This window comes from Micromonospora sagamiensis, from assembly GCF_014680085.1.
In the GTDB taxonomy this organism is placed as follows: Bacteria; Actinomycetota; Actinomycetes; order Mycobacteriales; family Micromonosporaceae; genus Micromonospora; species Micromonospora inyonensis.
The window spans coordinates 4770168-4793660 of the sequence record NZ_AP023438.1 but is presented as its reverse complement, the minus strand read 5'-3'; the positions used below and the strand labels follow the sequence as shown (position 1 = coordinate 4793660).

19 protein-coding genes are annotated in these 23493 nt (G+C 73.1%); 7 read left to right on the top strand and 12 right to left on the bottom strand.

The window, feature by feature from the left end; all coding sequences use genetic code 11:
* Positions 1-5: 5 nt before the first annotated feature.
* Genes IGA62_RS21115 through IGA62_RS21100 form a run of 4 tightly spaced genes read right to left on the bottom strand, consistent with a single transcriptional unit; the run spans position 6 to position 4172 of the window.
* Positions 6-665 carry a response regulator gene (locus IGA62_RS21115; protein ID WP_198501087.1) on the bottom strand — a complete coding sequence of 220 codons (660 nt, stop codon included), beginning with the start codon at positions 663-665 and terminating at the stop codon, positions 6-8.
* Positions 662-2221, bottom strand: a complete 1560-nt coding sequence (locus tag IGA62_RS21110) for a sensor histidine kinase (RefSeq protein ID WP_145819182.1) — start codon at positions 2219-2221, stop codon at positions 662-664. Before IGA62_RS21110 ends, IGA62_RS21115 begins: the two co-directional genes overlap by 4 nt.
* Before the next feature lie 56 nt (positions 2222-2277).
* Positions 2278-2979 (bottom strand): dethiobiotin synthase, encoded by a 702-nt coding sequence (gene bioD / locus IGA62_RS21105; protein WP_145822098.1) that lies wholly within the window; start codon positions 2977-2979, stop codon positions 2278-2280.
* Positions 2980-2999: 20 nt separating this feature from the next.
* Positions 3000-4172, bottom strand: a complete 1173-nt coding sequence (locus IGA62_RS21100; protein ID WP_145819183.1) for an 8-amino-7-oxononanoate synthase — start codon at positions 4170-4172, stop codon at positions 3000-3002.
* Positions 4173-4382: 210 nt separating this feature from the next.
* Between IGA62_RS21100 and bioB the strand changes: the two genes are divergently transcribed.
* From bioB to IGA62_RS21085, 3 genes are all read left to right on the top strand, one after another.
* Complete coding sequence (gene bioB / locus IGA62_RS21095; protein ID WP_091463088.1) at positions 4383-5378, top strand: biotin synthase BioB; 996 nt, start codon at positions 4383-4385, stop codon at positions 5376-5378.
* 110 nt (positions 5379-5488) lie between these two features.
* On the top strand, positions 5489-5719 hold the full coding sequence (bsaP, locus tag IGA62_RS21090) for a biotin synthase auxiliary protein BsaP (protein ID WP_332838472.1): 231 nt from the start codon (positions 5489-5491) through the stop codon (positions 5717-5719).
* Between the two features lie 109 nt (positions 5720-5828).
* Positions 5829-6875: an endonuclease domain-containing protein gene (locus IGA62_RS21085; protein ID WP_232624724.1), complete on the top strand. Its 1047-nt coding sequence runs from the start codon at positions 5829-5831 to the stop codon at positions 6873-6875.
* Between the two features lie 34 nt (positions 6876-6909).
* On the opposite strand, the gene IGA62_RS21080 is transcribed toward IGA62_RS21085, so the two are convergent.
* Positions 6910-9777: a glycoside hydrolase family 9 protein gene (locus IGA62_RS21080; protein WP_145819185.1), complete on the bottom strand. Its 2868-nt coding sequence runs from the start codon at positions 9775-9777 to the stop codon at positions 6910-6912.
* A 395-nt stretch (positions 9778-10172) separates the two neighbouring features.
* On the opposite strand from IGA62_RS21080, the gene IGA62_RS21075 reads away from it, so the two are divergent.
* Positions 10173-10937, top strand: a complete 765-nt coding sequence (locus tag IGA62_RS21075) for an LPXTG cell wall anchor domain-containing protein (protein ID WP_145819186.1) — start codon at positions 10173-10175, stop codon at positions 10935-10937.
* 473 nt (positions 10938-11410) lie between these two features.
* Positions 11411-12976 (top strand): aldehyde dehydrogenase family protein, encoded by a 1566-nt coding sequence (locus IGA62_RS21070; protein WP_145819187.1) that lies wholly within the window; start codon positions 11411-11413, stop codon positions 12974-12976.
* A gap of 112 nt (positions 12977-13088) precedes the next feature.
* Here the strand turns inward: IGA62_RS21070 and IGA62_RS21065 are convergent, their stop codons facing one another.
* Positions 13089-14171 (bottom strand): GNAT family N-acetyltransferase, encoded by a 1083-nt coding sequence (locus IGA62_RS21065; RefSeq protein ID WP_145819188.1) that lies wholly within the window; start codon positions 14169-14171, stop codon positions 13089-13091.
* A complete protein-coding gene (locus IGA62_RS21060; RefSeq protein ID WP_145819189.1) occupies positions 14168-14875 on the bottom strand; it encodes an ACT domain-containing protein in 708 nt (235 codons plus the stop codon). The genes IGA62_RS21065 and IGA62_RS21060 overlap by 4 nt, the downstream gene beginning before the upstream one ends.
* A gap of 148 nt (positions 14876-15023) precedes the next feature.
* On the opposite strand from IGA62_RS21060, the gene IGA62_RS21055 reads away from it, so the two are divergent.
* Both IGA62_RS21055 and IGA62_RS21050 read left to right on the top strand, forming a co-directional pair.
* Positions 15024-16121, top strand: coding sequence for a phosphotransferase family protein (locus IGA62_RS21055; protein ID WP_145819190.1), 1098 nt, complete (start codon positions 15024-15026; stop codon positions 16119-16121).
* A 74-nt stretch (positions 16122-16195) separates the two neighbouring features.
* The gene (locus tag IGA62_RS21050) at positions 16196-17413 is read left to right on the top strand and encodes an acyl-CoA dehydrogenase family protein (protein ID WP_145819191.1); all 1218 of its coding nucleotides are present in this window, start codon (positions 16196-16198) and stop codon (positions 17411-17413) included.
* Between the two features lie 28 nt (positions 17414-17441).
* On the opposite strand, the gene IGA62_RS21045 is transcribed toward IGA62_RS21050, so the two are convergent.
* From IGA62_RS21045 to IGA62_RS21025, 5 genes are all read right to left on the bottom strand, one after another.
* Positions 17442-18488 (bottom strand): LacI family DNA-binding transcriptional regulator, encoded by a 1047-nt coding sequence (locus IGA62_RS21045; protein WP_145819192.1) that lies wholly within the window; start codon positions 18486-18488, stop codon positions 17442-17444.
* Between the two features lie 88 nt (positions 18489-18576).
* Positions 18577-20010 (bottom strand): GH1 family beta-glucosidase, encoded by a 1434-nt coding sequence (locus tag IGA62_RS21040; RefSeq protein WP_145819193.1) that lies wholly within the window; start codon positions 20008-20010, stop codon positions 18577-18579.
* Positions 20007-20903 carry a carbohydrate ABC transporter permease gene (locus IGA62_RS21035; protein ID WP_145819194.1) on the bottom strand — a complete coding sequence of 299 codons (897 nt, stop codon included), beginning with the start codon at positions 20901-20903 and terminating at the stop codon, positions 20007-20009. Before IGA62_RS21035 ends, IGA62_RS21040 begins: the two co-directional genes overlap by 4 nt.
* Positions 20904-20913: 10 nt before the next feature.
* Positions 20914-21894, bottom strand: a complete 981-nt coding sequence (locus IGA62_RS21030) for a carbohydrate ABC transporter permease (protein ID WP_145819195.1) — start codon at positions 21892-21894, stop codon at positions 20914-20916.
* 115 nt (positions 21895-22009) lie between these two features.
* Positions 22010-23320: an ABC transporter substrate-binding protein gene (locus IGA62_RS21025; protein WP_145819196.1), complete on the bottom strand. Its 1311-nt coding sequence runs from the start codon at positions 23318-23320 to the stop codon at positions 22010-22012.
* Positions 23321-23493: the final 173 nt, after the last annotated feature.

Sequence of the window (23493 nt, the reverse complement as noted above, 5' to 3'; positions counted from 1 at the left end):
CCCGCTCAGTCGTCGGAGGGGACCAGTCCCGCCTCGTGTGCGAGGATCGCCGCCTGCACCCGGTTGCGCACCCCGAGCCGGATGAACACGCTGGACAGGTAGCCCTTGACCGTCCCCTCGACCAGGTGCAGCCGGCGGGCGATCTCGGCGTTGGACAACCCCGCCCCCACCAGGGCGAGCACGTCGCGTTCCCGGTCGGTCAGCGTGGCCGTGCGGTCCCGGGCCGCCGGTCCGCGGGCCATCCGCGCCCCGCTCAGCTCGATCACCCGGCGGGCCACCCGGGGCGACAGGTACGCGCCACCGTCGGCCACCGCCCGGACCCCGGCCAGCAGCTCTCGGGGATCGCCCGCCTTCAACAGGAAGCCGGTGGCCCCGTCGCCGAGCGCCCGGGCGACGTGGTCGTCGTCGCCGAAAGTGGTCAGCACGGCCACCGCCGTGCCGGGCACCAGGCGGCGGATCTCGGCGGCGGCGGCCAGCCCGTCCAGCCGGGGCATCCGGATGTCCAGCAGCGCCACCCGGGGCCGGTGGGCGCGGGCCAGTTCCACGGCGGCCCGGCCGTCGGCGGCCTCGGCGACCACCTCGATCCCCGGGTCGGTGGCGAGGATGGCCCGCACCCCGGCCCGGATCATCCCCTCGTCGTCGGCGAGCAGTACGGAGATGGTCACGGCATCCGTTCCTTCTCGACCAGCCGGCCCCGCACGAAGCAGAGCCGGTAGGCCGGTTGGGCCAGCGGGAAGTTCCCGTCGGTGTAGTACTCGCAGCCGGCCGGGGCGTCGACGGGAGCCTCGACCTGCCGGCGGGGCAGGCCGGTCAGCTCGGTGCGCTGCTGACCGGGGCGCATCCGCTCGTACGCCCCCGGCTCCAGCACCGCGTCGGCGGTGACGAACGGGTGGTAGACCAGCGCGAGCAGTCCGGCCAGGGTGACCGGCACCCCGACCGCGACGAGCAGACTGCGGCGCACCTGCCGCCGGACGTCGCCGAGCCGCTCGGGCAGCACGGCTGACCCGCCCGGGGGCACGGTGGCCGGCTCCGGCAGCACCGCTCCCGCGACCGGGGGCACGGTGGCCGGCTCCGGTGTCCCGGCTGCGGTCGGGGTGCGGGGAAGACGGGCCGCCACCACGAACCCGCCGTCGCGGGGACCGGCGTCGAGAGCGCCCCCGGCGAGCCGGACCCGTTCGCGCAGCGCCAGCAGCCCGGTGCCGGCCGACACCGAGGCGGGCGGTGGCACCGGCGGCGCGGCGTTGCGCACCGACACCTCGACGTGGCCGGAGTCGCGGTGGACCGCCACGGTGACCGGGACGCCCGGGGCGTACCGGGCGGCGTTGGTGAGCGCCTCCCGGACCAGTCCGCGCAGCGCCACCCCGGTCAGCGCGGGCAGGTCGCCGTCGGTCGGGTCACCACGCAGCGCGACCGCCATCCCCGCCGCCCGGGCCCCGGCCACCAGCGCGGCCACGTCGTCGACGGGATCCAGCGGGGACGGTCCCGCGTCGGTTCGGAGCACCCGGACGATCTCGCCGAGCCGCGCGGTCGCGGCGGTCACGCTGGTGCGCAGCTCACCGACGGCCGTCCGGTGCCGGGGGTCGAGGTCGCCGGCCAGTTCCAGCGCACCGGCCCGCAGGGCGATCAGGCTCAGGTCGTGGCCGAGTGAGTCGTGCATGTCCCGGGCGATCCGGGCCCGCTCCCGCAGCCGGACCCGCTCGGCCGCGCCGCGCTGCTCCCGGCGCACCGATTCGGCGTACTCCCAGCCGGCCAGCAGCAGCGTGTGCTGCTGGCGAAGGTACCGGCCGACCAGCCACGGGAACACCCCGGCGAAGATCAGCACGGTGGCCAGCAGGAACCAGGTCCGCGGCCGGGTGCCGAGCAGCCCCAGGTTGAGCATGCTCCCCCCGACCGCGAGGACCGCGAAGACCACCGCGGCGGGCGCGGCGCGGGCGTCCCGCCGGCCGACCAGGTAGCTGAACACCGGAATGGCGAAGACGAAGTTCCCGTCGACGGACGAGCCGAGCACCACCAGCACCAGCGCCGGCAGGGGCCGTCGCCAGGCCGCCACCACCGCCGTGGCGAGCAGCAGCAGCCCTACGACCAGCAACAACCCGGCGTGCCAGGAGTACGGCGGGGTCAGCCGGGGGTACGTGAGCGGCGCGGCGAGCAGTACGCCGAGCAGCCCGTCCCCCAGCAGCCGCCGCCGACCGCCGTCGATCCGTCGTCCGAGTGTCCGCACGCCGTCGGAGGCTACCCACCGGCGGGACCGGTCGGCACTGCCGAAAGTGGGTGGGTTCAGATCTCCTCGGCCCAGGCCCGCCAGTCGTCGAGCACCCCGTACAGCGCCGGGGTGAGCCAGCCCGGGGCGGACCGGCGGAACACCCCCGGATCCATCGCCCCGGCCCCGGTCGGCAGCGCGCCGAGCAGCTTCGGCACCAGCTCGCCGAGGTTCGCCCAGTGCACCAGTTCCGGCTCGGCCGGCCAGGCGCCGATCACCACCCCGGCCGGCACCGCCCGGCGCTCCAGCGCCTCAAGGGTGAGCGCGGTGTGGTTCAGCGTGCCCAGCCCGGCGCGGGCCACCACGACCGCCGGTGCGCCGAGCGCCACGGCCAGGTCGGCGACCGTCCACGCCTCGCCGGAGGGCCGCAGCCCCATCGGCACGAGCAGCCCGCCGGCCCCCTCGACGAGCACCAGGTCGTGCTTGTCCGCCTCCTCGCGGACCGCGTCGACGACCGGGTCGAACCCCAGCGGCTCCAGCTCGGCCACCCGGGCGGCGGTCAGCGGGGCGAGCGGGTCGGGGAAGCTGGCCAGCGTCCGGCCGGTCAGCGGGGCGGCCAGCCGGGTCACGCTGTCGACGTCGGAGGGCTCGCCGGTGGCCGTACCGGTCTGGCCGGGTTTGACCACGGCGACCCGCAGCCCGGCCGCCTGCGCGGCGGCGGTCACGGCCGCGGTCACCACGGTCTTGCCGACGCCGGTGTCGGTGCCGGTTACCAGCACCGCACCCTGCCACGGGGCGGTCACGCGACCACCCCGACCCGCGGCCCGCGCGCCCCGTCCGGCGCGCACGCCACGACGACGTCCAGCGCCCGCTCGAAGTCGGCCCGGGGTACCCCGGCGTTGAGGGTCAGCCGCAGCCGCGACCGCGGGTCGGGGGTGGAGGGCGGACGGAAGCAGCCGACCGCCACCCCCTGCTCCCGGCACTTCTCGGCCCACGTGGTGGCGGCCTCCGCGCCGGGGGCGGTCACCGACACCACCCCGGCGGCGGGGGTGGAGACGGTCAGGCCGGCGGCCCGCAGCCGGCGTACCGTCACCGCAGCCCGGTCGGCGAGCTCGGCACGCAGGTCGTCACGGGTACGGGCGAGACCGACGGCGGCCCGTACCCCGGCGGCGACGGCCGGCGGGAGCGCCGTGTCGAAGATGAAGGTCCGGCCGGTCTCCACCAGGTGCCGGACGAACGGTGCGGGACCGGCCACCACCCCGCCCACGCCACCGAGGGACTTCGAGAGGGTGGCGGTGACCACCACGTCCGGCGCTCCGGCGAGTCCGGCGGCGACCACCGCGCCGGCACCGGCCGGTCCGGTCACCCCGAGCGCGTGCGCGTCGTCGACCAGCAGCAGCGCACCGTACCGGCGGGCCACCTCGTGCAGCCGGGCGAGCGGGGCGAGGTCCCCGTCGACGGAGAAGACCGACTCGGTGACCACCACGGCCGGCCGGCCGGGGGCGGCGGCGAGCGCGGCCTGCACGGCGGACACGTCGGCGTGCGGGGTGACCACGGTCTCCGCCCCGGATATGCGGCAACCGTCGATCAGGGAGGCGTGGTTGTGCGCGTCCGAGACGAGCAGGGTACGGGGCTGGACGAGGGCCCGCAGCGCGCCGAGGTTGGCCAGGTAGCCGGAGGAGAAGACCAGCGCCCGTTCCGCGCCGAGCCAGTCGGCGAGCGCGTCCTCCAGCTCGTGGTGCACGTCGGTGGAGCCGCGTACCAGCCGGGACCCGGTAGCGCCCAGCCCGTACGCGCGCAGCGCGACCGCCGCGGCAGCGGTGACCTCGGGATGGGTGGCGAGCCCGAGGTAGTCGTTGCCGGCCAGGTCGACCGTGGCGTCGTCCGCGCCCCGGGGCCGCAGCCGCCGGGTCAGTCCCGCCTTCGCCCGCAGCTCGGCACGGCGTTCGAGCGCCGCCAGCCAGTCCGCCACCGTCACTCCCCTGCTCGCCGCCCGACCTCGTCGCCATGCCCGGCGACCGTTCCGCCGGGCGAAGTTACCATCCGTACCGGAGCCACCGGCGTGGCGCGGCGCGGCCCCCGGCGGAGCACTGCCCGGCCCCGCCGCAACCGGCTCGGAGGTGGCTGGAGCGGCGGGAAGCAGGGATTCGCCCCCGGTGGCCGGCCTTGTAGGGTACGAGCCATGCCAGAGATCCTCGACCAGGCCCGGACCCAGGTGCTGGAGCAGGGCGTCGGCCTCGACGAGGCCGGTGTCCTCGCCGTGCTCAACCTGCCCGACGAGCACCTGACCGCCGCGCTCCAACTCGCCCACGAGGTGCGGATGCGCTGGTGCGGCCCGGAGGTCGAGGTGGAGGGCATCGTCTCGCTCAAGACCGGCGGCTGCCCGGAGGACTGCCACTTCTGCTCGCAGTCGGGCCTGTTCGCCTCCCCGGTCCGCTCGGTCTGGCTGGACATCCCGTCCCTGGTCGAGGCGGCGAAGCAGACCGCGGCCACCGGGGCGACCGAGTTCTGCATCGTGGCGGCCGTGCGTGGCCCGGACGCGAAGCTGATGAAGCAGATGCGCGAGGGCGTCGCGGCGATCCGGGCGGCGGTCGACATCCAGGTCGCCGCGTCGCTGGGCATGCTCACCCAGGAGCAGGTCGACGAGCTGGTCGACATGGGCGTGCACCGGTACAACCACAACCTGGAGACCTGCCGCTCCTACTTCCCGAACGTGGTCACCACGCACTCCTGGGAGGAGCGCTGGGAGACCCTGCGGATGGTCCGTGAGTCCGGCATGGAAGTGTGCTGTGGCGGCATCCTCGGCCTCGGCGAGACGGTGGAGCAGCGGGCCGAGTTCGCCGCGCAGCTCGCCGAGCTGGACCCGCACGAGGTCCCGCTGAACTTCCTCAACCCCCGCCCCGGCACCCCGCTGGGCGACCGTCCGGTGGTCGAGGGCAAGGACGCGTTGCGGGCCATCGCCGCGTTCCGGCTGGCCATGCCGCGCACCATCCTCCGGTACGCGGGCGGGCGCGAACTCACCCTCGGCGACCTGGGCACCCGCGACGGGCTGCTCGGCGGCATCAACGCGGTGATCGTCGGCAACTACCTGACCACCCTGGGACGGCCGGCGACCGACGACCTCAAGCTGCTCGAGGACCTGAAGATGCCGGTCAAGGCGCTCTCCGCGACGCTGTGACGGCGGACGGAGCGGCAACCGTGGACACCGACGCAGCGGCGGACCACCCGGCGACCGTGGACACCGACGCGGCTCCGGCCGGCAGGGCGGCCATCGGCAACGGTGCGCCGGTGGACGACGCGGCGGGCCGGCCGAACGCGACGGCATGCGGCACGGTGGGTGGCCTGTGGTGCGACCGGTGCGGTGAGCCGGCCGGGGCGAGCGCCCACGAGGCGTGCCGGACCGCCCGGACACTCGAGCCGCCCCGGTACTGCCCGTCCTGCCGGCGCCGGATGAAGGTGCAGGTGCTGCCGACCGGCTGGCGGGCGACCTGCGTCGAACACGGCGCCATCAAGGACTGAGTCAAGCCACACCCAGCACCCGGGATCTTGGACAGTTACCGTCCTGTCAGGACGGTAACTGTCCAAGATCTGGCGGTGTGGGCGGGGTGCGCCGGTCAGGATCGGTGAGGTGTCCTTCGACCTTCCCCACGACGACGCCACCGCGCTGGACTGGCTGGCGTTCGAGCAGTCCGGAGTCCTCACCACCGCGCAGGCGACCGGCCTGCTGACCGAGGGCCTGGTTCGCAGCCGGATCCGCACCGGTCGGTGGCGGTCCATCTGTCGCGGCGTCCTGCTGACCGGCAACGGCCGGCTGACCCGGGACCAGCAACTCTGGGTGGCGGTCCTGGCCGCCGGGACGGGAGCCGTGCTGGGCGGCACCACGGCGGCCACCGAAGCGGGCGTGCGTGGCCTGCCCCGGGAACCGCTGCACGTGCTGGTCCCGGCCGAGCGGCGGGCCGCCCGGACGGTGCTGCGGCGGCTGCCGGTCGACATGGCGGCGGTGCACGTGCACCGCTCCTCGGTGCTCCCGCCCGAGCATCTCCAGCTCGGCCGGCCACCCCGTACCACCACCTCCCGGGCCCTGGTGGACGCGGCCGGCTGGGCGCGGAACGAGGCGGAGGCGCAGGCGGTGCTGGCCGCCGGTTGCCAGCAGCGCCGGGTGCTGCCCGAGGAGCTACGGGAGGTGGTGGCCGCCCTGCCCCGGGCACCACGTCGACGGCTCATCCGGCAGACCGTCGACGACATCACCGGCGGCGCCCAGGCGCTGTCGGAGATCGACTTCGTCCGCCTCTGCCGGCGGTACGGGCTGCCCCGGCCGGATCTTCAGGAGCGGCGTACCGACGCGGCGGGACGGACCCGGTGGCTGGACGCGTACTGGCGGGCGTACCGGCTGCACGTGGAGATCGACGGCGCGCACCACATGGACGTACGCCAGTGGGCGGCGGACATGCGGCGGCAGAACGACGTCTGGACGGCGGGTGACCGGATCCTGCGCTTCCCCGCCTGGCTGGTCCGCGCCCGCCCGGCGGAGGTCGCCGCCGACCTCCGCCGGGCCCTGTCGGCCGCCGGCTGGCGCTCCGCCGCCCAGGACGCCGGTCGCCCCGCCGGCTTCGGCCCGCCGCACGCGATTCGCCGGCACGGATCTTGGACAGTTACCGTCCACACACGACGGTAACTGTCCAAGATCTCTGCGGGGCCAGGCGGTGGGACTAGGCGATGGTGCAGGGGGAACCGTTGAGGGTGAAGGCGGTCGGCTTCGGGTTGCTGCCGGTGTGCGTGCCGTTGAAGCCGAAGCTGGTCGACGCCCCCGGCGCGAGGGTGCCGTTGTACGCCAGGTTGGTGGCGGTCACCGCCGCTCCCGACTGGGTCGCGTTCGCCGACCACGCCTGGATGAGTTGCTGCCCGGCCGGGAAGCTGAACCCGAGGCTCCAACCGTTCAGCGTGCCGGTGCCGGTGTTGGTGATGGTCACCGTGGCGGTGAACCCGGTGCTCCAGTCGCTGGTGGTGTAGCCGACCCGGCAGGACGCGGTCGGGGTGTCCGGCGCGGTGGTCACCGTGAGGGTGGGCGACGGGGCCGACGGGTTGCCGGCGGCGTCGACGGCGACCACGTAGAACGCGTACGCGGTGGCCGGGGTCAGCCCGGTCACCGGGTACGTGGTGCCGGGCACCGTGGCGACCAGGGTGTCCACCGGCCAGGTCTTCCGGTACACGCGGTAGCCGGTGACCCCGACGTCGTCGGTGGACGGCCCCCAGGCCAGGGTGAGCCCGGTGGGGCCGACCGCCGAGGCGGTGGGGGTGCCGGGCGGGGTGGGTGCGCTGGTGTCCGGGCCGTTGCCGGCCGGGGTGGTCACCGTCACCGTCGCCGAGGACGCCGACGAGTTGCCCGCGCTGTCCCGGGCCCGGACCCAGAACCGATAGGTACGGGCCGGGGAGAGCGAGGTCAGGGTCAGCGTGTTGGTGCTGGACCGGTGCAGGACCAGCGCGTCGCTGCCGACCGTCTCCTGGGTGATCTCGTAGCCGGCCACGCCGCTGCCGGCGTCGGTGGAGGCGGTCCAGGTCAGGGTGACGCCGGTGGCGGTGAGCCCGGACGCGACCGGGGTGCCGGGCACGGTGGGCGGGGTGGTGTCCGGCGTGGTGCCGGTCGGCTCCTCACCCCAGACCCGCTGGCCACCGGAGTAGAGCGGCACCTTCGGGTTCGGACCGGCGGTCGGCTGCCAGGACGGGTCGTTTGTCGGGTCCCAGGTGCCACCCTCCGGTACGCCGATCTTGAACTGCACCTCCATCCGGTGCTGCGACTGGCCGGCCGGGGCGATGGTGTGCCCGGTGCAGTCGACCTCGACGTACCAGAGGTCGCCCGCGACCTGGCGGGCGGCGGACGGCGACGGGCAGCCCTGGGTGTAGCCGGGGGTGACCTGCGCCGGCGAGCCGTCGGTACGGAAGTAGTACCGGAACCTGCCGTCGGTGAGCGCGCGGGCCGGGAAGGCGGACTTGTTGTAGACGATGGCCTTGAGCCCGACCGCGCGGGGCTCGTTCTGCATGACCGTGGTCTCCACGCTCAGTTCGGCCAGGTCGGGCTGCTCGGCGACCGGGAAGCCGGCCAGCGGGGTGCCGCCGTACTTCGCGGTCAGGGCGGCCAGCGCGGAACTGAACCCGGCGTTGTAGTCGGTGGCGACCTCGTTCATCACGTAGTCGGACCGGCTGTCGGTGTACTTGTCGTCCGGCGCGGACGGGCCGCCGACCAACGCCCCGTGCAGGACGTGCCGGGTCTCGGTGGGTACGGTCTGGCTGTCCCACCAGGAGCCGTGCGCGGTGCGGTGGTGCGGGTTACGCGGCGGGTTGACCCCGAAGCCGATCTGGTAGCTGGAGTTGCGCGGGTTGTCGCCGAGCGCGTAGTTGATCTGCCGGAGCGCGAAGTCGTGGTAGCGCGCCTTGCGGGTGGCGTCGGTGATCCGGTCGCTGTGCAGCAGCGCCACGAACGCGGTGTTGGCGGCGTAGCGCAGCGCGCCCCAGGAGTCGAGCACCGCCATCCCGCCGGGCGAGTAGCGCACCTTCTCCCCGTTGACGCCGACGGTCCACCAGTCCAGCCAGCGGTTGGCGTCGTCGAGGTACTTCTGCTTGCCGGTCAGCGCGGCCAGCAGCACGTACGCGCCGAACTGCTTGTTGTCCCAGGCGATGGTCCACCGGTACGACTTGGTGGTCGACTGGTTCTCGTTGCCGAGCCGGTCGTACTCGCTCTCCGCCTTGGCCAGGTAACTGGCCTCGCCGGTGGCCCGGTGCAGCCAGATCGCGCCCCAGACCAGTTCGTCCTGCCAGCCGCTCCAGGAGCGGTAGAAGCTGGTCGCGTCGGTGATGCACTCGTGGTAGCTCTTCCGCACCGTGTCGGCGAAGGTGTAGAGCTGCCGCGCGTGGGTGAGCAGGGTGTTGGCGTAGGTCGGGTCGGTGGGGCGGAAGACCATCGACGACGCGGCCATCGCCGCCGCCGTCTCCCCCGCCAGGTCCGCGCCGCCACAGCTCGCATCGATCTTGTACGCCGGCCGCGCCATCGGCATCACCTCGGCCGGACCCCACCACTTGTGGTCGTCGTCGCCCTTGCCGACCTGTCCGTAGAGGACGTTCGGGGCGGGGTGCGCCTTGATGAAGTAGTCGTTGACGAAGCGCAGGTTGTTGAGCAGGTGCGGCAGCTGGCCGGAGGCGGCGTAGCCGTTCCGGTACTCGACCGCGCCCCAGGCGAGCATGGTCGTGCTGAACGCCATCGGGAAGCCGAACTTCACGTGGTCGCCGGCGTCGTACCAGCCGCCGGTGAGGTCGAGGCCGACGTCCGCGCCGTCGGTGCGGGCGGAGTCACCGCGCCAGGAGACCCGGTTCCAGCCCGGCAGTTCGCCGGACTGCTGGGCCTCGTAGAAGAAGAGCGACTTCTGCAACGCCTCGGCGTAGTTGAAGGCGGGCGCCGCGGTGGCGGGGGGCGGTGCGGTGCCGGTGACGGCGAGGGCGAGGCCGGTGGTCAGCGCGGCACCGGCCGCGACGAGACGCCGGTACCAGGGCGGTTCGGACCGACCGCGGGCGGTGCGGAGGCGCATACCGGTGCTCCTGTCCGGTAGGGCGCCCGGCGACGTCGGCGGGGCGAGGGGTCGCGAACGGTGCGACGCCGCCGGGCGGTGGTGGTGGGGTGGGGTGATGGCGGGGTGGGGGCACATCCACATGGAAGCGCTCCCATGGATACGCGACAATGTAACGGGCGTCTCACCTGTTTGTGAAGGGCGCGGGTTCGACCGACCCGGCATCGCAGCGTCCGAGAGGGACGGAGCGTTACACGAACACGCCCGCGAAGGACCATGAGATGCGCGGCAACCCCGCCCGGCGCGGCTGCCGGACGACCCGTCCGAGCAGGTCAGACCGATTGCCCGATGCCGCAGAACGCGGTTGTCCGTGCGATCATGAGCCTGCCCCTCGACTACTCTCCGGAGGATCCCTCATGCCGCAGCGCCGGCACCTGGCCCGCGCGGTCGTCTCCGCCGTCGCCGCCACGACCGTTCTCGCCCTCGCCACCCCGGCCTGGGCGGCCACCACACTCGAGCTGCGCCAGTCGAACGTCACGGCGGGCGGCTTCGCCAACCAGGAGTGCGCCGACCCCCGTTTCGCCGACCTCCCCGACGACCACGACGGCTGGCACTTCGTCCTGCCCGAGCGGGCGCTGGGCGACCTCCTCAGCCTGAAGCTGACCTTCACCGACGGCAGCCGGACCGTCGAGGTGACCATCCCCGACGACTCCGACCCGTACCCGGACGCCCTCTACGCGACCGGCGGGCAGAACCCGCAGCTGAAGCACGCCTACCTCTTCACCCCGGCCGGCTGGACCCTGGTCACCGGGACCGCCTCGGTCACCGGCGAGGGCAGCAAGTTCAACCTGAGCCACACCTGCGCCGGCCAGCCGTCGGCCACCCCGACCCCGACGCCGACCGGATCGGCGAGCCCCAGCCCGGACGGATCGGCCACCCCCAACCCGGGCGACTCGGCGAGCCCGACGCCCGACGCGTCGACCACCCCCACCCCTGACGGCTCGGTCACCCCGTCGACCTCGGCGAGCCCGAGCGGTGGCACCGGCGGGGGCGGCGGCGACCTGCCGCTCACCGGTGCGGCCGTGACCACCATGGCCCTGCTCGGGGTCGGCCTGGTGGGTGGCGGCGCGACCCTGGTCCTGCTCCGTCGCCGCCGGGACGACGTCACGTTCACCAGCTGACCCCACCCGCGGTCGACCACCGCGCACACGACCGGCCGCCGGGCCCCACCCGGCGGCCGGTCGCTTTCCCGCAGACGGTGGCCGCCGCCGGACCGACCGCAGCCGCCGGGCTCCGTCAGGCGGGCCGGACGGCTGGACGACCCGACCCGCAAATTGATCAGTGTCTCTGATCACCATGCCCGCGGGCGCACCCTGCGTGACCGGGCCAACCTCGGCCGAACATGCCGGGAAAGCCCTTTCCCGTCAAGCCAGACTGAATCACATAATCGATAGCCTGCGATATAGTCTCGGAATAACAGCAGGTCAGCGAGGAGATGCGCGCATCGCCGGGTCGGATCCACCGACTCTCGGGCGTGGACGGCCGTCCTGGCATACGAACGTACTGTTGCCGCCGACGATCCGGGCACGGGACAGTACCGCCAAGCGGTGCCGTCGATGCCGCCGCTCCACTGGAAGACCCTGAGGAGATCGCGATGGCTCTACGACTCGCCGACGGCACCGCCTGGGCCGAGACCCTGTCCCGTGCCGTCGAGGCCGCCCCCGAGGCGTTCGACCCCACCGGCCCCGACGGCACCACCACCCTGCGCAACCTCATCGAAGGAGACTGGGCCTCGGCCGGCACGCCCAGCCCCGTCCGCACCCCGATCGACAACACCGTCCTGGTCAACTTGCCCCGGCTGGACGCCACCACGGCCCGCGCCGCCGTGGTCTCCGCCGCCACCGCGCACCGAGACTGGGCCGAGACCCCGCTCTCCGAGCGGAAGGCCCGGGTGAACGACGCACTCGCCGCGCTGCGCGACCACCGCGACCTGCTGGCCCTCCTGCTGGTCTGGGAGATCGGCAAGCCCTGGCGGCTGGCCTGCGCCGACGTGGACCGGGCGCTCGACGGCGTCCGGTGGTACGTCGACGAGATCGACCGCATGCTCGCCGACGGGCGCGAGCCGCTCCCCGGCCCGGTCAGCAACATCGCCAGCTGGAACTACCCGATGAGCGTGCTGGTCCACGCCGAACTGGTCCAGCTCCTCGCCGGCAACGCGGTCATCGCCAAGACCCCCTCGCAGGGCGGGGCGGTCTGCCTGACCGTCGCCCACGCGCTGATGCACCGGGCCGGCCTGCCCACCACCCTCGTCTCCGGTGGCGGCGAGGAACTGTCCGAGGTGCTCGTCCGCGCCCCGGAGATCGGTGCGGTCGCCTTCGTCGGCGGGCGGTCCAACGGCGGCAAGGTCGCCGCCGCGCTGCTCGACTCCGACAAGCGCCACTTCATCGAGCAGGAGGGGCTCAACGCCTGGGGCATCTGGAACTTCTCCCAGTGGGACATGCTCGCCGCGCACCTGAAGAAGGGCTTCGAGTACGGCAAGCAGCGCTGCACCGCGTACCCGCGCTTCGTCGTGCAGCGGGACCTGGTCGACGAGTTCCTCGACATGTACCTGCCGGTGGTCCGTTCGGTGCGCTTCGGCCACCCGCTCGCCGTCGGCGACGACTGGTCCGCCGGTGACCCCCTGCCCGAACTGGACTTCGGCCCGCTGATCAGCGCCACCAAGGCCGACGAGCTGCGCCGCAAGGTCGACGAGGCGGTACGCGGCGGTGCCGTCCCGCTCTACCGGGGCAAGCTCGACGGCGCACCGTTCCTGACCGGACAGGACACGTCGGCGTACGTGGCCCCGTCGGTGCTGCTCGCCCCGCCCGGCCGCTCCCGGCTGATGCACGCCGAGCCGTTCGGCCCGGTCGACACGATCGTGGTCGTGGACACCACCGACGAACTGCTCGCCGCGATGAACGCCTCCAACGGCGCGCTGGTCGCCAGCCTCGCCTGCGACGACGAGGAGGAGGCGGCGAAGCTGGCGGTGGACCTCCAGGCGTTCAAGGTCGGCATCAACAAGCCACGCTCCCGGGGAGACCGGGACGAGCCGTTCGGCGGCCGGGGCGCCTCCTGGAAGGGCGCGTTCGTCGGCGGTGAACTGCTCGTGCAGGCGGTCACGGTCGGCCGCGGCCGGCTCTTCGGCAACTTCCCCGACTACAACAGCTACCCGGCCACCTGACCGGCCACGCCCGGGGCCCGGCCGCACGGCGGCGGGGCCCCGCCGGCGCCACGGTCACCACCATGGCCGCGATCGAACAGATCTCCCTCGGCGTGTCCGGGCGGCGGGCCGGCTAGACCTGGGCCGGGCAGTGGCGGCCGGTGAGCGGGAGCGTGGCGGTGACCACCGACCCGTCCCGCTCCAGGCGCATCGGGCGGCCGAGCCGGTGCAGGATCCGCAGCATCGGGGCGTTCCCGGTGTACACGTACAGCTCCAGCGCCGCGTACCCGGCCCGGTCGGCGTGGGTGACCAGCCGGCGCAGCAGCGCGCCGCCGAGGCCACGGCGCTGCCGGTCGTCGGCGACCAGCAGCGCCGCCTCGGCCTGGTCCCCCTCGCCGAGCAGGTTCGCCATCGCGACCACCGACTCCGCCGAACCGGCGGCGTCGGTCTCGGTGGCGACCAGGGTCGTCCCCCGCGTCGGGTCGAGCAGCCGCCGCAACCGCTCCGGCGACGGGCTGCCCGCCCCACTCAGGTACCGGCCGTGCAGGCTCCGCGCCGAGCACCGCTCGTGCAGCCGCCCGACGGCGGGGAGGTCGTCCGGCCCGGCCGGGCGTACCCCCAGCTCGGTGCCGTCCGGTAGGACCAGGGTGACCTGCTCGGCGGCCCGGCGCGCGACGGTGGTCGCCAGTTCGACCAGCGCCTGCGCCCGGGCGTACTCGGCCGGGGTGAAGTCCGGCGCGGTCCGGGACAGGTCGAACGAGCCGCCGGCGGCGTCGCCGAGGCACATCCGGGTGCCCTCGACACCGGCCACCGGGGCACCACCGGTGCCGGCCACCGCGCTGCCGGCGGCGGGCACCGGCCGCCAGGTCACCGTCTCCGCGCCGAGCAGGGCGCGCAGCGCCTCGCCGGTCGCGTCCGGGTCGCGGACCAGCCGGGTGGCCAGCCCGAGCACCCGGGTGGGCTGGTCGACCAGGCCGCGCGCCTCACTACGGGCGATCCAGCAGTTCCGGCCCCGCCCCTTCTCGACGGCGGCGAACAGGTCGGCCTCGTCGAGGGCGTCCGGCGCGTCGACGAGGAAGTCGTCGACCGCCCCGGCCTCGGTGGTGTGCACCTGCACGGCGAGGATGTTCACCCCCCGCAGCGCGAGGCTGGCGGTGAGCACCGACAGGTAGCCGGGCCGGTCGTCCACCGTGGCCCGGATCCGCCAGAGGGTCACGACCGTCCCCCGGGGGCCGGAGCCGACGCCGCGCCCACCAGGTCGAGCCGGTCGCCGAGGATCACCGCGCTGGCCCGTACCAGCTGGGACAGCCGGTCCACCTCGGTGCGGTGGAACGCGGCCGGGGAGAGCGTCTCCGCAGCTCCTCGGGCCACCACCAGCACCAGCCCGGCCCGGCCGAACGGCGCGACCGCGTAGTGGCCGCCGTCGGGCGCGGTCATCGCGCGGGAGCGCAGCGGGGTCACCTCCGGCAGGATCGGCGCGACCGGGGTACGCCAGCTCGCATAGCCGACCGTGGCCACACCGCCGCCGGAGGAGGCCCAGTCGACCGGCACCACCGCGGCCACCGCCCAGTCCGCCGCCAGCAGGCCGGGCACCGCGTCGACCAGGGTGGCGAGCCCGTCGGCCGGGTTCGCGGCGACCTGGGCCAGCAACTCGGCGTCCTGCCCGGTGGCGGTCGGCGCGCCGATCGCCCGCCACACCCCGTCCACCTGCACACCGGGGATCGCGGCCAGACCGGCCATCAGCCGCTCCAGTCGGCCGGCGCCCGGCCAGACCACGGTGAAGTCGTCGACCGCGCGGCCACCGAGCCGTTCCAGCACCACCACCTGGACGATGTCGGCGCCGGAGACCCCCAGGGTGCGGGCCACCTGGCCGAGCGTGCCGGGTCGATCCGGCAGGGTCACCCGAACTCTCAGCAGCATGTCTGTCCCCCATCGCTCGGCGGCCGGTACCCGTCCGGCAGGCTGGTCCCCAGCGTGTCCGACGGCCGTTTCGCCCCTGTTGCCGCGCGGTGTCCCTGGCGAAAAACGCGTCTTGACACGAAGAGCCGAGGTGCCATCAACTATTCGGATGACCGATCCGGCCGTCGACGCGGTCCGGCCGGGGACCGGCTCGGCCTCCCCCGCCGGTACGCCCCCGCGCGGGCTCGACCTCGACCGGCTCGCCGCCCACCTGGCCGCCCACCGGCCCGACCTGGCCGGCGGCCCGTTGCGCGCCCGGCTGATCGCCGGCGGGAAGTCGAACCTGACCTACCTGCTGGCCATCGGCGACCGGGAGGTGGTGCTGCGCCGGCCTCCGCTGGGCCACGTGCTGGCCACCGCGCACGACATGGCCCGGGAGCACCGGGTGATCAGCGCGCTCGCCCCGACCGGGGTGCCGGTGCCGGCACCCCTGCTGCTCTGCACCGACCCGGCGGTGATCGGCGCGCCGTTCTACCTCATGGAACGGGTCGACGGAGTGGTCTACCGCAGTCACGCGCAGACCGACCGGCTCACCGCCGGGCAGCGGCGGGACCTGGCCACCGCGATGATGGACACCCTGGCCACCCTGCACTCGGTGCCGCCGGCCGAGGTGGGGCTCGCCGACTTCGGCCGCCCCGACGGCTACCTCGCCCGCCAGGTCCGCCGCTGGGCCGGTCAGCTCGACAAGTCGCGCAGCCGGCCGCTGCCCGGCGTCGACGAGCTACGCGACCGGCTCGCCGCGACCGTCCCGGAGGGGGCGAACGACGGTCGGATCGTGCACGGCGACTACCGGCTGGACAACCTCCTCGCCACCGTCGAACCGGTCGCCGTCCGCGCGGTGCTCGACTGGGAGATGGCCACCCTCGGCGATCCGCTGGCCGACCTGGGTCTGCTGCTGACCTACTGGGACGTGCTGGGCGACTCCGACCTCGCCGCCGGCAACCCGGTGGCCGACGGGCTCGGCCCGCGCGCCGGCTTCCCCACCGGCACCGAGCTGATCGAGCGGTACGCCGGCCGGGCCGACGTGGACGTCGGCCCGCTGCACTGGCACGTGGCGCTGGGCTGTTTCAAGCTCGCCGTGATCTGCGAGGGGATCCACTACCGGCACACCCTCGGGCAGACCCTCGGCGAGGGGTTCGACCAGATCGGGGCGCTGGTGGCACCGCTGGTCGCACACGGGCTGGCCGCCACCGGCAAGCGCGGCTGAGGCGGGCAGGAGGGCGGCCGGCGTCGCCGGATCGACACGACAGGGCGGCCGGCGGGCTGCCCGGGGAGGGACACATGGACTTCGGCTTCGACGCCCGGACCACCGAGCTGCGCGAGGTGTTGCTGCGGTTCCTGGAGGAACGGGTCCACCCGGCCGAGGCGGTGCACGCGGAGCAGGTCGCGGCGGCCGGTGACCCGTGGGCGCGTCCGCCGGTGCTGGCGGAGCTGAAGGCCGAGGCGCGGGCCCGGGGCCTGTGGAACCTCTTCCTTCCCGACCCGCGCCACGGGGCCGGCCTGACCAACCTCCAGTACGCCCCGCTCGCCGAGCTGACCGGGCGCAGCCCGCACCTGGCCCCGGAGGCGCTCAACTGCGCCGCCCCGGACACCGGCAACATGGAACTGCTCGCCGCCTTCGGCACCGGGGAGCAGCAGGAGCGGTGGCTGCGTCCGCTGCTGGACGGTGAGATCCGCTCGGCGTTCTGCATGACCGAGCCGGAGGTCGCCTCCTCCGACGCCACCAACATCGCCACCCGGATCGTCCGGGACGGCGACGAGTACGTCGTCAACGGACGCAAGTGGTGGTCGTCCGGAGCGATGGACCCGCGCTGCGAGCTGCTGATCGTGATGGGGAAGACCGATCCGGACGGTGAGCGGTACAAGCAGCAGAGCATGATCCTGGTGCCCCGGGACACCCCGGGCGTGACGATCCGCCGGGGCATGACCGTGTTCGGGTACTCCGACGCCGCGCACGGCGGGCACGCCGAGGTCGACTTCACCGACGTCCGGGTGCCGGTGGCGAACCTGGTCGGGGTGGAGGGCGGCGGCTTCGGCATGGCCCAGGCCCGGCTCGGGCCGGGCCGCATCCACCACTGCATGCGGCTGGTCGGGATGGCCGAGCGGGCCCTGGAGCTGATGTGCCGGCGGGCCGTCGACCGGGTGGCGTTCGGCCGGCCGCTGGCCGAGCAGGGGGTGGTCCAGGAGTGGATCGCCGAGTCGCGGGTACGCATCGAGCAGGCCCGGCTCCTGGTGCTCAAGACCGCCTGGCTGATGGACACGGTCGGCAACAAGGGCGCGCACACCGAGATCCAGGCCATCAAGATCGCCGCCCCGGCGATGGCGGAGTGGGTCATCGACAAGGCCATCCAGGCGCACGGCGGGGCCGGGGTCAGCCAGGACACGCCGCTGGCCGCGCTCTGGGCGCAGGCCCGCACGCTCCGCCTCGCCGACGGCCCCGACGAGGTCCACCGCGCCTCCCTCGCCCGCCGCGAACTCCGCGCCTACCGCACCTCCTGACCGCCGGCCCGGTTGCCCTTCCGAGGGGTCAGGCGGAGGCGCGGGGAACCAGGTGGGTGTCGAGCAGGACGTAGGGGGCGGGGAGGTCGTCGCCGCGGATCCGGGAGACCAGCAGGTGGGCCATCTGCCGGCCCATCTCCTCCACCGGCTGGAAGACCGTGGTCAACGGCGGGTCCGACTGCCGGGCGATCGGCGAGTCCTCGTAGCCGACCACCGCCACGTCCTCGGGCACCCGGCGGCCGGCCTCGCGCAACGCCCGCAGCGCGCCGTACGCCATCAGGTCACTGGCGGCGAAGACGGCGTCGAGATCCGGGCAGGACTCGAGCAGCCGTCGCATGCAGGCGGTGCCGCTGCCCTCGCTGAAGTCACCGTACGCGATCATCGCCGGGTCGACCTGGCCCCCGGTGGCCTCGACGGCCTCCCGGTAGCCGGTCAACCGGGCCAGGCCGGCGCCCATGTCCTGCGGGCCGGCGATGGTGGCGATGCGCCGTCGTCCCTTGGCGGCGAGGTACTCCACCGCCTGCCGGGCACCGCCGACGTTGTCCACGTCCACGAAGTAGGCGGGCTGGGCTCCGGGGCGCAGCATCCGCGCCGGCCGGCCGCCGAGCACGGTGGGCAGCCCGCGCTCCTCCAGCAGGGTGGGCAGCGGGTCGGCGTCGTGCAGGGACAGCAGCAGGACGCCGTCGACGTGCTGGTTGGTCAGGTGGTGCTCGACCCGCTCCCGCTCGACCGGTGACTGGGCCATGGCGAGCCAGAGCTGCATCGGGGTCTCCAGCAGCCCGGAGCTGATCCCCCGGACGATGCCGGCGAAGAACGGCTCGGTGAAGACCCGCTCCCCGGACTCGGAGACCACCAGGGCCACCGAGTCGGTACGCTGGGTGACCAGGGCGCGGGCGGCCCGGTTCGGCACGTACCCCAGCTCGGCGATGGCCTGCTGCACCGCGGCTCGGGCCTCCGGGCTCACCTGCGGCGATCCGTTGACCACGCGGGAGACCGTTCCGCGACCGACGCCGGCGCGGGCCGCCACCGCGTCGAGGGTCGGGCGCCCGAGCGAGCGGGTGCGCTGGGTTGTCATGGTTCTGCTCCTCCGACGTCGGACGGACCGGCGGGAGCCCGCAAGAGGGCACCCGCCGGAGCCGCCCGTTACTGGCTGGCCCTGCGGCCTATTGTGCGGCCAGACCGTTGCGTCGGATCACCTCGGCGTACCACCTGGCGCTGGACTTCGGGATGCGGAGCTGGCTGTCGTAGTCGACATACACCATGCCGAAGCGCTTGGTGTAGCCCCACGCCCACTCGAAATTATCCATCAGCGACCAGGCGAAGTACCCGCGCAGCGGCACCCCGGCGCCGATCGCCTCGTGGGCCGCCCGCAGGTGGGCGTCGAAGTACGCCAACCGGTCCGGGTCGTGGACCCGGCCGTCGACGACCGTGTCGACGAACGCCGACCCGTTCTCGGTGACGTACAGCGGCAGGTCGGTGTACTCCTCGTGCACCCGGCGCAACGTCTCGACCAGGCCGGGGGCGTCGATCTCCCAGTCCATGTCGGTGACCGGCACCCCTCGGGTGACGAACCGCACCGACTCGCTCCCCGGCCAGCAGGACGGCGCCCGCCAGTACTTCTCCGGCGCGGCCCCCTCGATCGGCGCGGCCACCACGTGCCGGCTGTAGTAGTTGACACCGACCAGGTCCAGCGGGGTGGAGATCGTCGCCAGGTCACCCTCGCGCACGTGCCCGAAGTCGCTCACCGGGCCCAGGTCGGCGACCAGGTCGGCCGGGTACCGACCGCGCAGGATCGGGTCGAGGAAGAACCGGTTGGCCAGCCCGTCGATCCGGCGGGCCGCGTCGGCGTCGCCGGGCGAGTCGCTGGCCGGGGTCACCGGGTACAGGTTGAGGGTCACCCCCACCTCGGCGGCGTGCCGGCCGGCACGTAGCGCCTGCGTGGCGAGGCCGTGCCCGAGCATGAGGTGGTGTCCGGCGCGGACCGCCTCGATGCCGGCGGAGCGGCCCGGGGCGTGCGCCCCGGAGCCGTACCCGAGGAACGCCGAGCACCACGGCTCGTTGAGGGTGGTCCAGTAGCGGACCCGGTCACCGAGGGCGTCGTGCACGAGCGTGGCGTAGTCGGCGAACCGGCTGGCCGTGTCCCGGGCCGGCCAGCCACCGGCGTCCTCCAGCTCCTGGGGCAGGTCCCAGTGGTAGAGGGTCACCCAGGGCTCGATGCCGTGGGCGAGCAGCTCGTCGACGAGCCGCCGGTAGAAGTCCAGCCCTTCGGGGTTGGCCGGGCCGGAGCCGCCGGGCTGCACCCGGGGCCAGGAGATCGAGAACCGGTACGACCTCAGCCCCAGCTCCGCCATCAGCCGCACGTCGGCGGGCATCCGGTGGTAGTGGTCGCAGGCCACGTCGCCGGTGTGGGCGGAGACCGTACGCCCGTCGGTGTGGCTGAAGGTGTCCCAGATCGACGCGGTCCGGCCGCCCTCGGTCGCGGCCCCCTCGATCTGGTACGCGGCGGTGGCCGCGCCCCAGAGGAAGCCGGGCGGGAAGAGCAGTGCCGGGCCCTGCTCCAGGAGGTCGACGCCGGACGGGGTGGCGGGGTTGCTCACGACTTGACGGCACCTTCCATGATCCCGCCGATGATCTGGCGGCCGAACAGGACGAATATGACGAACAACGGCAGGGTCGCGATCAACGTACCCGCGAAGATCTGCGAGTTGTCGGCGAAGTAGGCGGTGTTCAGGCTACGCAACGAGATCTGCACGGTCGGGTTCGCCGGATCGGCGAGCACCACGAACGGCCAGAAGAACTGGTTCCACTGCTCCATGAAGGTGAGCAGGCCGAGCACGGCCGCGGCCGGACGCAGCGCCGGAGCGACCACATGCCAGTAGACCCGCCAGGTGGAGCAGCCGTCCACCCGGGCCGCCTCGATCAGCTCGTTGGGGACGGCCTGTTCGGCGTACTGGCGCATCATGAAGATGCCGAACCCGCCGATCAGGAACGGCACCGTCACCGACGGCATGGTGTTCAGCCACTCCAGTTTCGCCATCAGGATGTACAACGGCAGGACGCCGAGCTGGATCGGCACCATCATCGAGGCCAGGATGACCAGCAGCAGCGCGTTCTTGCCCTTGAACTTCAGCTTGGCGAAGGCGAAGCCGGCCAGCGAGCCGAAGAAGACCGTGGCGACGGTGATCGTGCCCGAGACCAGGAACGAGTTCACCAGGCCCTTGACGACGTTGGCGTCGCCGTTGGCGAGCACCCGCTCGATGTTCTCACCGAGCTTGCCGCCGGGCAGGAACGGCGGTGGCCAGGAGTTCGCCGCGTCGTTGGTCCGCGACGCGATGACGATCATCCAGTAGAAGGGGAAGAGGGAGAGGAGCACGCCGAGGACCAGCCCGACCCAGGTGAGCGGGCTGGCCTTCCACAGCTGCGCGGCCCGGTGCCCGCGGGCGGGACGGCCGGAGGAGCGTACGGGGGGACGGAGCGTCGTGGTCGTCATCTGCGCACCCTCACTTGTCCGAGCTGATCCGACGGGCCAGCAGGTAGTTCACGACCGACATGAAGGCGATCAGCAGGAACAGCACGAGTGCGACCGCGCCGGCGTACCCCCAGCGGAAACGGGTGTTCATCACGTCGAGCAGGTACATGGTGATGGTCTGGAACTGGCCCTCGGAGCCGCCCGAGATGGCCCCGGCACCGCTGGTGAACAGCAGTGGCTCGGTGAACAGCTGCAAACCACCGATGGTCGAGATGATCAGCGTGAAGATGATCGTCGGACGGAGCTGCGGGATGGTGATCGACCAGAACTGCCGCCGCCGGGACGCGCCGTCGAGGGAGGCAGCCTCGTACATGTCCTTGCTGATCGACTGCATGGCCGCCAGGTAGATCAGGGCGTTGTAGCCGATCCACCGCCAGTCGACCATGGTGGAGATGGCGAACCAGGAGGCGTACCGGTTGGCCCGCCAGTCGATCGGATCGATGCCGACCAGGTCGAGCGCCCAGTTGGCCAGGCCGAACTCACGGGCGTAGATCATCGAGAAGATGAGCGCGACCACGGCGGTCGAGGTGATGATCGGCATGGCGATGGCCATCCGGAAGAACGTCTGCGCCGGGAGCCGCCGGTTGAGCGCGTTCGCCAGCATCAGGGCGATCAGCAGCTGCGGCACCGTGGACAGGGCGAACATCCCGAAGGTGTTGTAGACCGCGTTCCAGAACTGCGGGTCGTTGGTGAACAGCTCGACGAAGTTGTCCAGCCCGACGAAGCTGATGGTCGGGTTCATCGGGGAACGTTCGGTGAGCGCGATCCAGACCGTGTAGCCGATCGGGTACGCGCTGAAGACGGCGAAGAGGACGAAGAACGGCAGGACGTAGAGGTAGGGCGAGTACTTCAGGTCCAACCGGGTCAACGAGAGGCGACGGCGCGACTCGGCCGGGGCGGGACGGGGCCGGCGTCCGTCGGGGGGCGCGTCGGCGTGCAGGTCGAGACTCATCAGCGGTCCTTCACGTCAGGCGACGCCGCCCGGTCGCGGGCGGCGTCGGGCGGCACCGCGGGTGGCACCGACGCGTTGCCGCGCTCGGCGCCACCCGCGGGCAGCTCGGCCAGGGTCACTTGCCGGCGGCCTCGCCGTTCTTCAGCGCTGCCTGCCACTGCTCACGTGCGGGCTTGCCCTGCTCGACCGCGCGCAGCGTGTTCTCCACGGCGGTCCGGACCGCGTTGTTCTTCGGACCGAGGTACACCGGCTTCAGCTCCGCGGCACCGGCGGCGAAGATCTTGCCCACCGGGGCGTTGCTGAAGTACGCGTTGGTGGAGTCGGCGACCGCCGGGTCGGCCAGGCCCTGCGGGGACGAGGGCAGGTTGCCGACCTTCTTGAACGCCTCGACGTGGCCCTTCGCGTCGGTCAGGAACTTGGCCAGCTTGGCCGCCTCGGCGGCGTGCTTGCTGGACTTCGGCACGGCGAGGAAGGAGCCGCCCCAGTTGCCGCCGTTGCCCGGGGCCTTGGCGATGTCCCACTTGCCGGCCGCCGCGTCACCGGCCTGGCCCTTGATCACACCGGTCATCCACGCCGGGCAGGCGATGGTGGCGAAGGTGCCGTTCTTGAAACCGGCGTTCCACTCGTTGGAGAACGACTGGAGGTTGTTCGACAGCTTGGCGTCGATCATCTTGGTGGTGAGGTCGTACGCCGTCCGGACGTCCGGGTTCTCGCCGATGACCAGCTTGTTGCTCTTGTCGTAGTAGGTGTAGCCGGTGCCGGCGCCGGCGACCTGCATCAGCACGACGTTGAAGAAGTTGGTCGCCGAGTCGACGAACTTGTGCTTGGGGTCGGCGGCGGCGAACTTCTTGCCGGTCTCGATGAAGGCGTCCCAGGTGGGCCAGAGCTGGGCGACCTGCTCCCGGTCGGTGGGCAGGTTGGCCGCCTTGAAGAGGTCGCTGCGGTAGCACAGCGCCATCGAGCCGACGTCGGTGCCGAGGCCGAGCACCTTGCCGTCGGGGGTGGTGCCCTGCTCCCACTTCCACGGCAGGAAGTTGCCCTTGAGGTCGTTGGCGCCGTGGTCGGCCAGGTTCACGAACTTGTCGGCCTGGGCGTAGAACTGGACGATGGTGCCCTCCTCGAGGGCGACCACGTCACCGGCACCGGACCCGGCGGTGATCTGCTGGGTCAGTCGGGTGTTGTAGTCACTCAGGCCGAGACCCTTGCCCCGCTCCTGGATCTTGACGTTCTTGTTCGCGGCTTCGTACTGCTTGTACAGCTCGTCGTAGCCGAAGCCCTGGTCGCCGAAGACGTCGACGACCAGCGTGATCGGCCCGTCGGAGCTGCCGCTGTCCGAGTCGTCGGTGCCGCAGGCCGCGACGCTGGCGAGCGCGACGGAGGCGAGCGCGAGGGCCGCGAACCGTCGGCGGCGGAAGGTGAGGCTCATCCTGACCCCTCTTTCGGTGGTGAGGCTGTCGTGTGGTGGGGGCGCCTCGGGAGCGCTCCCATGAGATTGCCGCCGGGTAACGGGCGTGTCAATAGATCGTGGGAGCGTTCCCATATCGTTACCGCGAAAGCGTCTTCCGCCGACCGAAACGCCCCACTAGGCCCGGCTTGGCC

Bases quoted from the DNA above. Each gene is read 5' to 3' on its own strand.
- bioB (WP_091463088.1), top strand. From the start codon at position 4,383: ATGCCAGAGATCCTCGACCAGGCCCGGACCCAGGTGCTGGAGCAGGGC.
- IGA62_RS21080 (WP_145819185.1), bottom strand. From the start codon at position 9,777: ATGCGCCTCCGCACCGCCCGCGGTCGGTCCGAACCGCCCTGGTACCGG.
- IGA62_RS21075 (WP_145819186.1), top strand. From the start codon at position 10,173: ATGCCGCAGCGCCGGCACCTGGCCCGCGCGGTCGTCTCCGCCGTCGCC.
- IGA62_RS21070 (WP_145819187.1), top strand. From the start codon at position 11,411: ATGGCTCTACGACTCGCCGACGGCACCGCCTGGGCCGAGACCCTGTCC.
- IGA62_RS21060 (WP_145819189.1), bottom strand. From the start codon at position 14,875: ATGCTGCTGAGAGTTCGGGTGACCCTGCCGGATCGACCCGGCACGCTC.
- IGA62_RS21055 (WP_145819190.1), top strand. From the start codon at position 15,024: ATGACCGATCCGGCCGTCGACGCGGTCCGGCCGGGGACCGGCTCGGCC.
- IGA62_RS21050 (WP_145819191.1), top strand. From the start codon at position 16,196: ATGGACTTCGGCTTCGACGCCCGGACCACCGAGCTGCGCGAGGTGTTG.
- IGA62_RS21045 (WP_145819192.1), bottom strand. From the start codon at position 18,488: ATGACAACCCAGCGCACCCGCTCGCTCGGGCGCCCGACCCTCGACGCG.
- IGA62_RS21035 (WP_145819194.1), bottom strand. From the start codon at position 20,903: ATGACGACCACGACGCTCCGTCCCCCCGTACGCTCCTCCGGCCGTCCC.
- IGA62_RS21030 (WP_145819195.1), bottom strand. From the start codon at position 21,894: ATGAGTCTCGACCTGCACGCCGACGCGCCCCCCGACGGACGCCGGCCC.
- IGA62_RS21025 (WP_145819196.1), bottom strand. From the start codon at position 23,320: ATGAGCCTCACCTTCCGCCGCCGACGGTTCGCGGCCCTCGCGCTCGCC.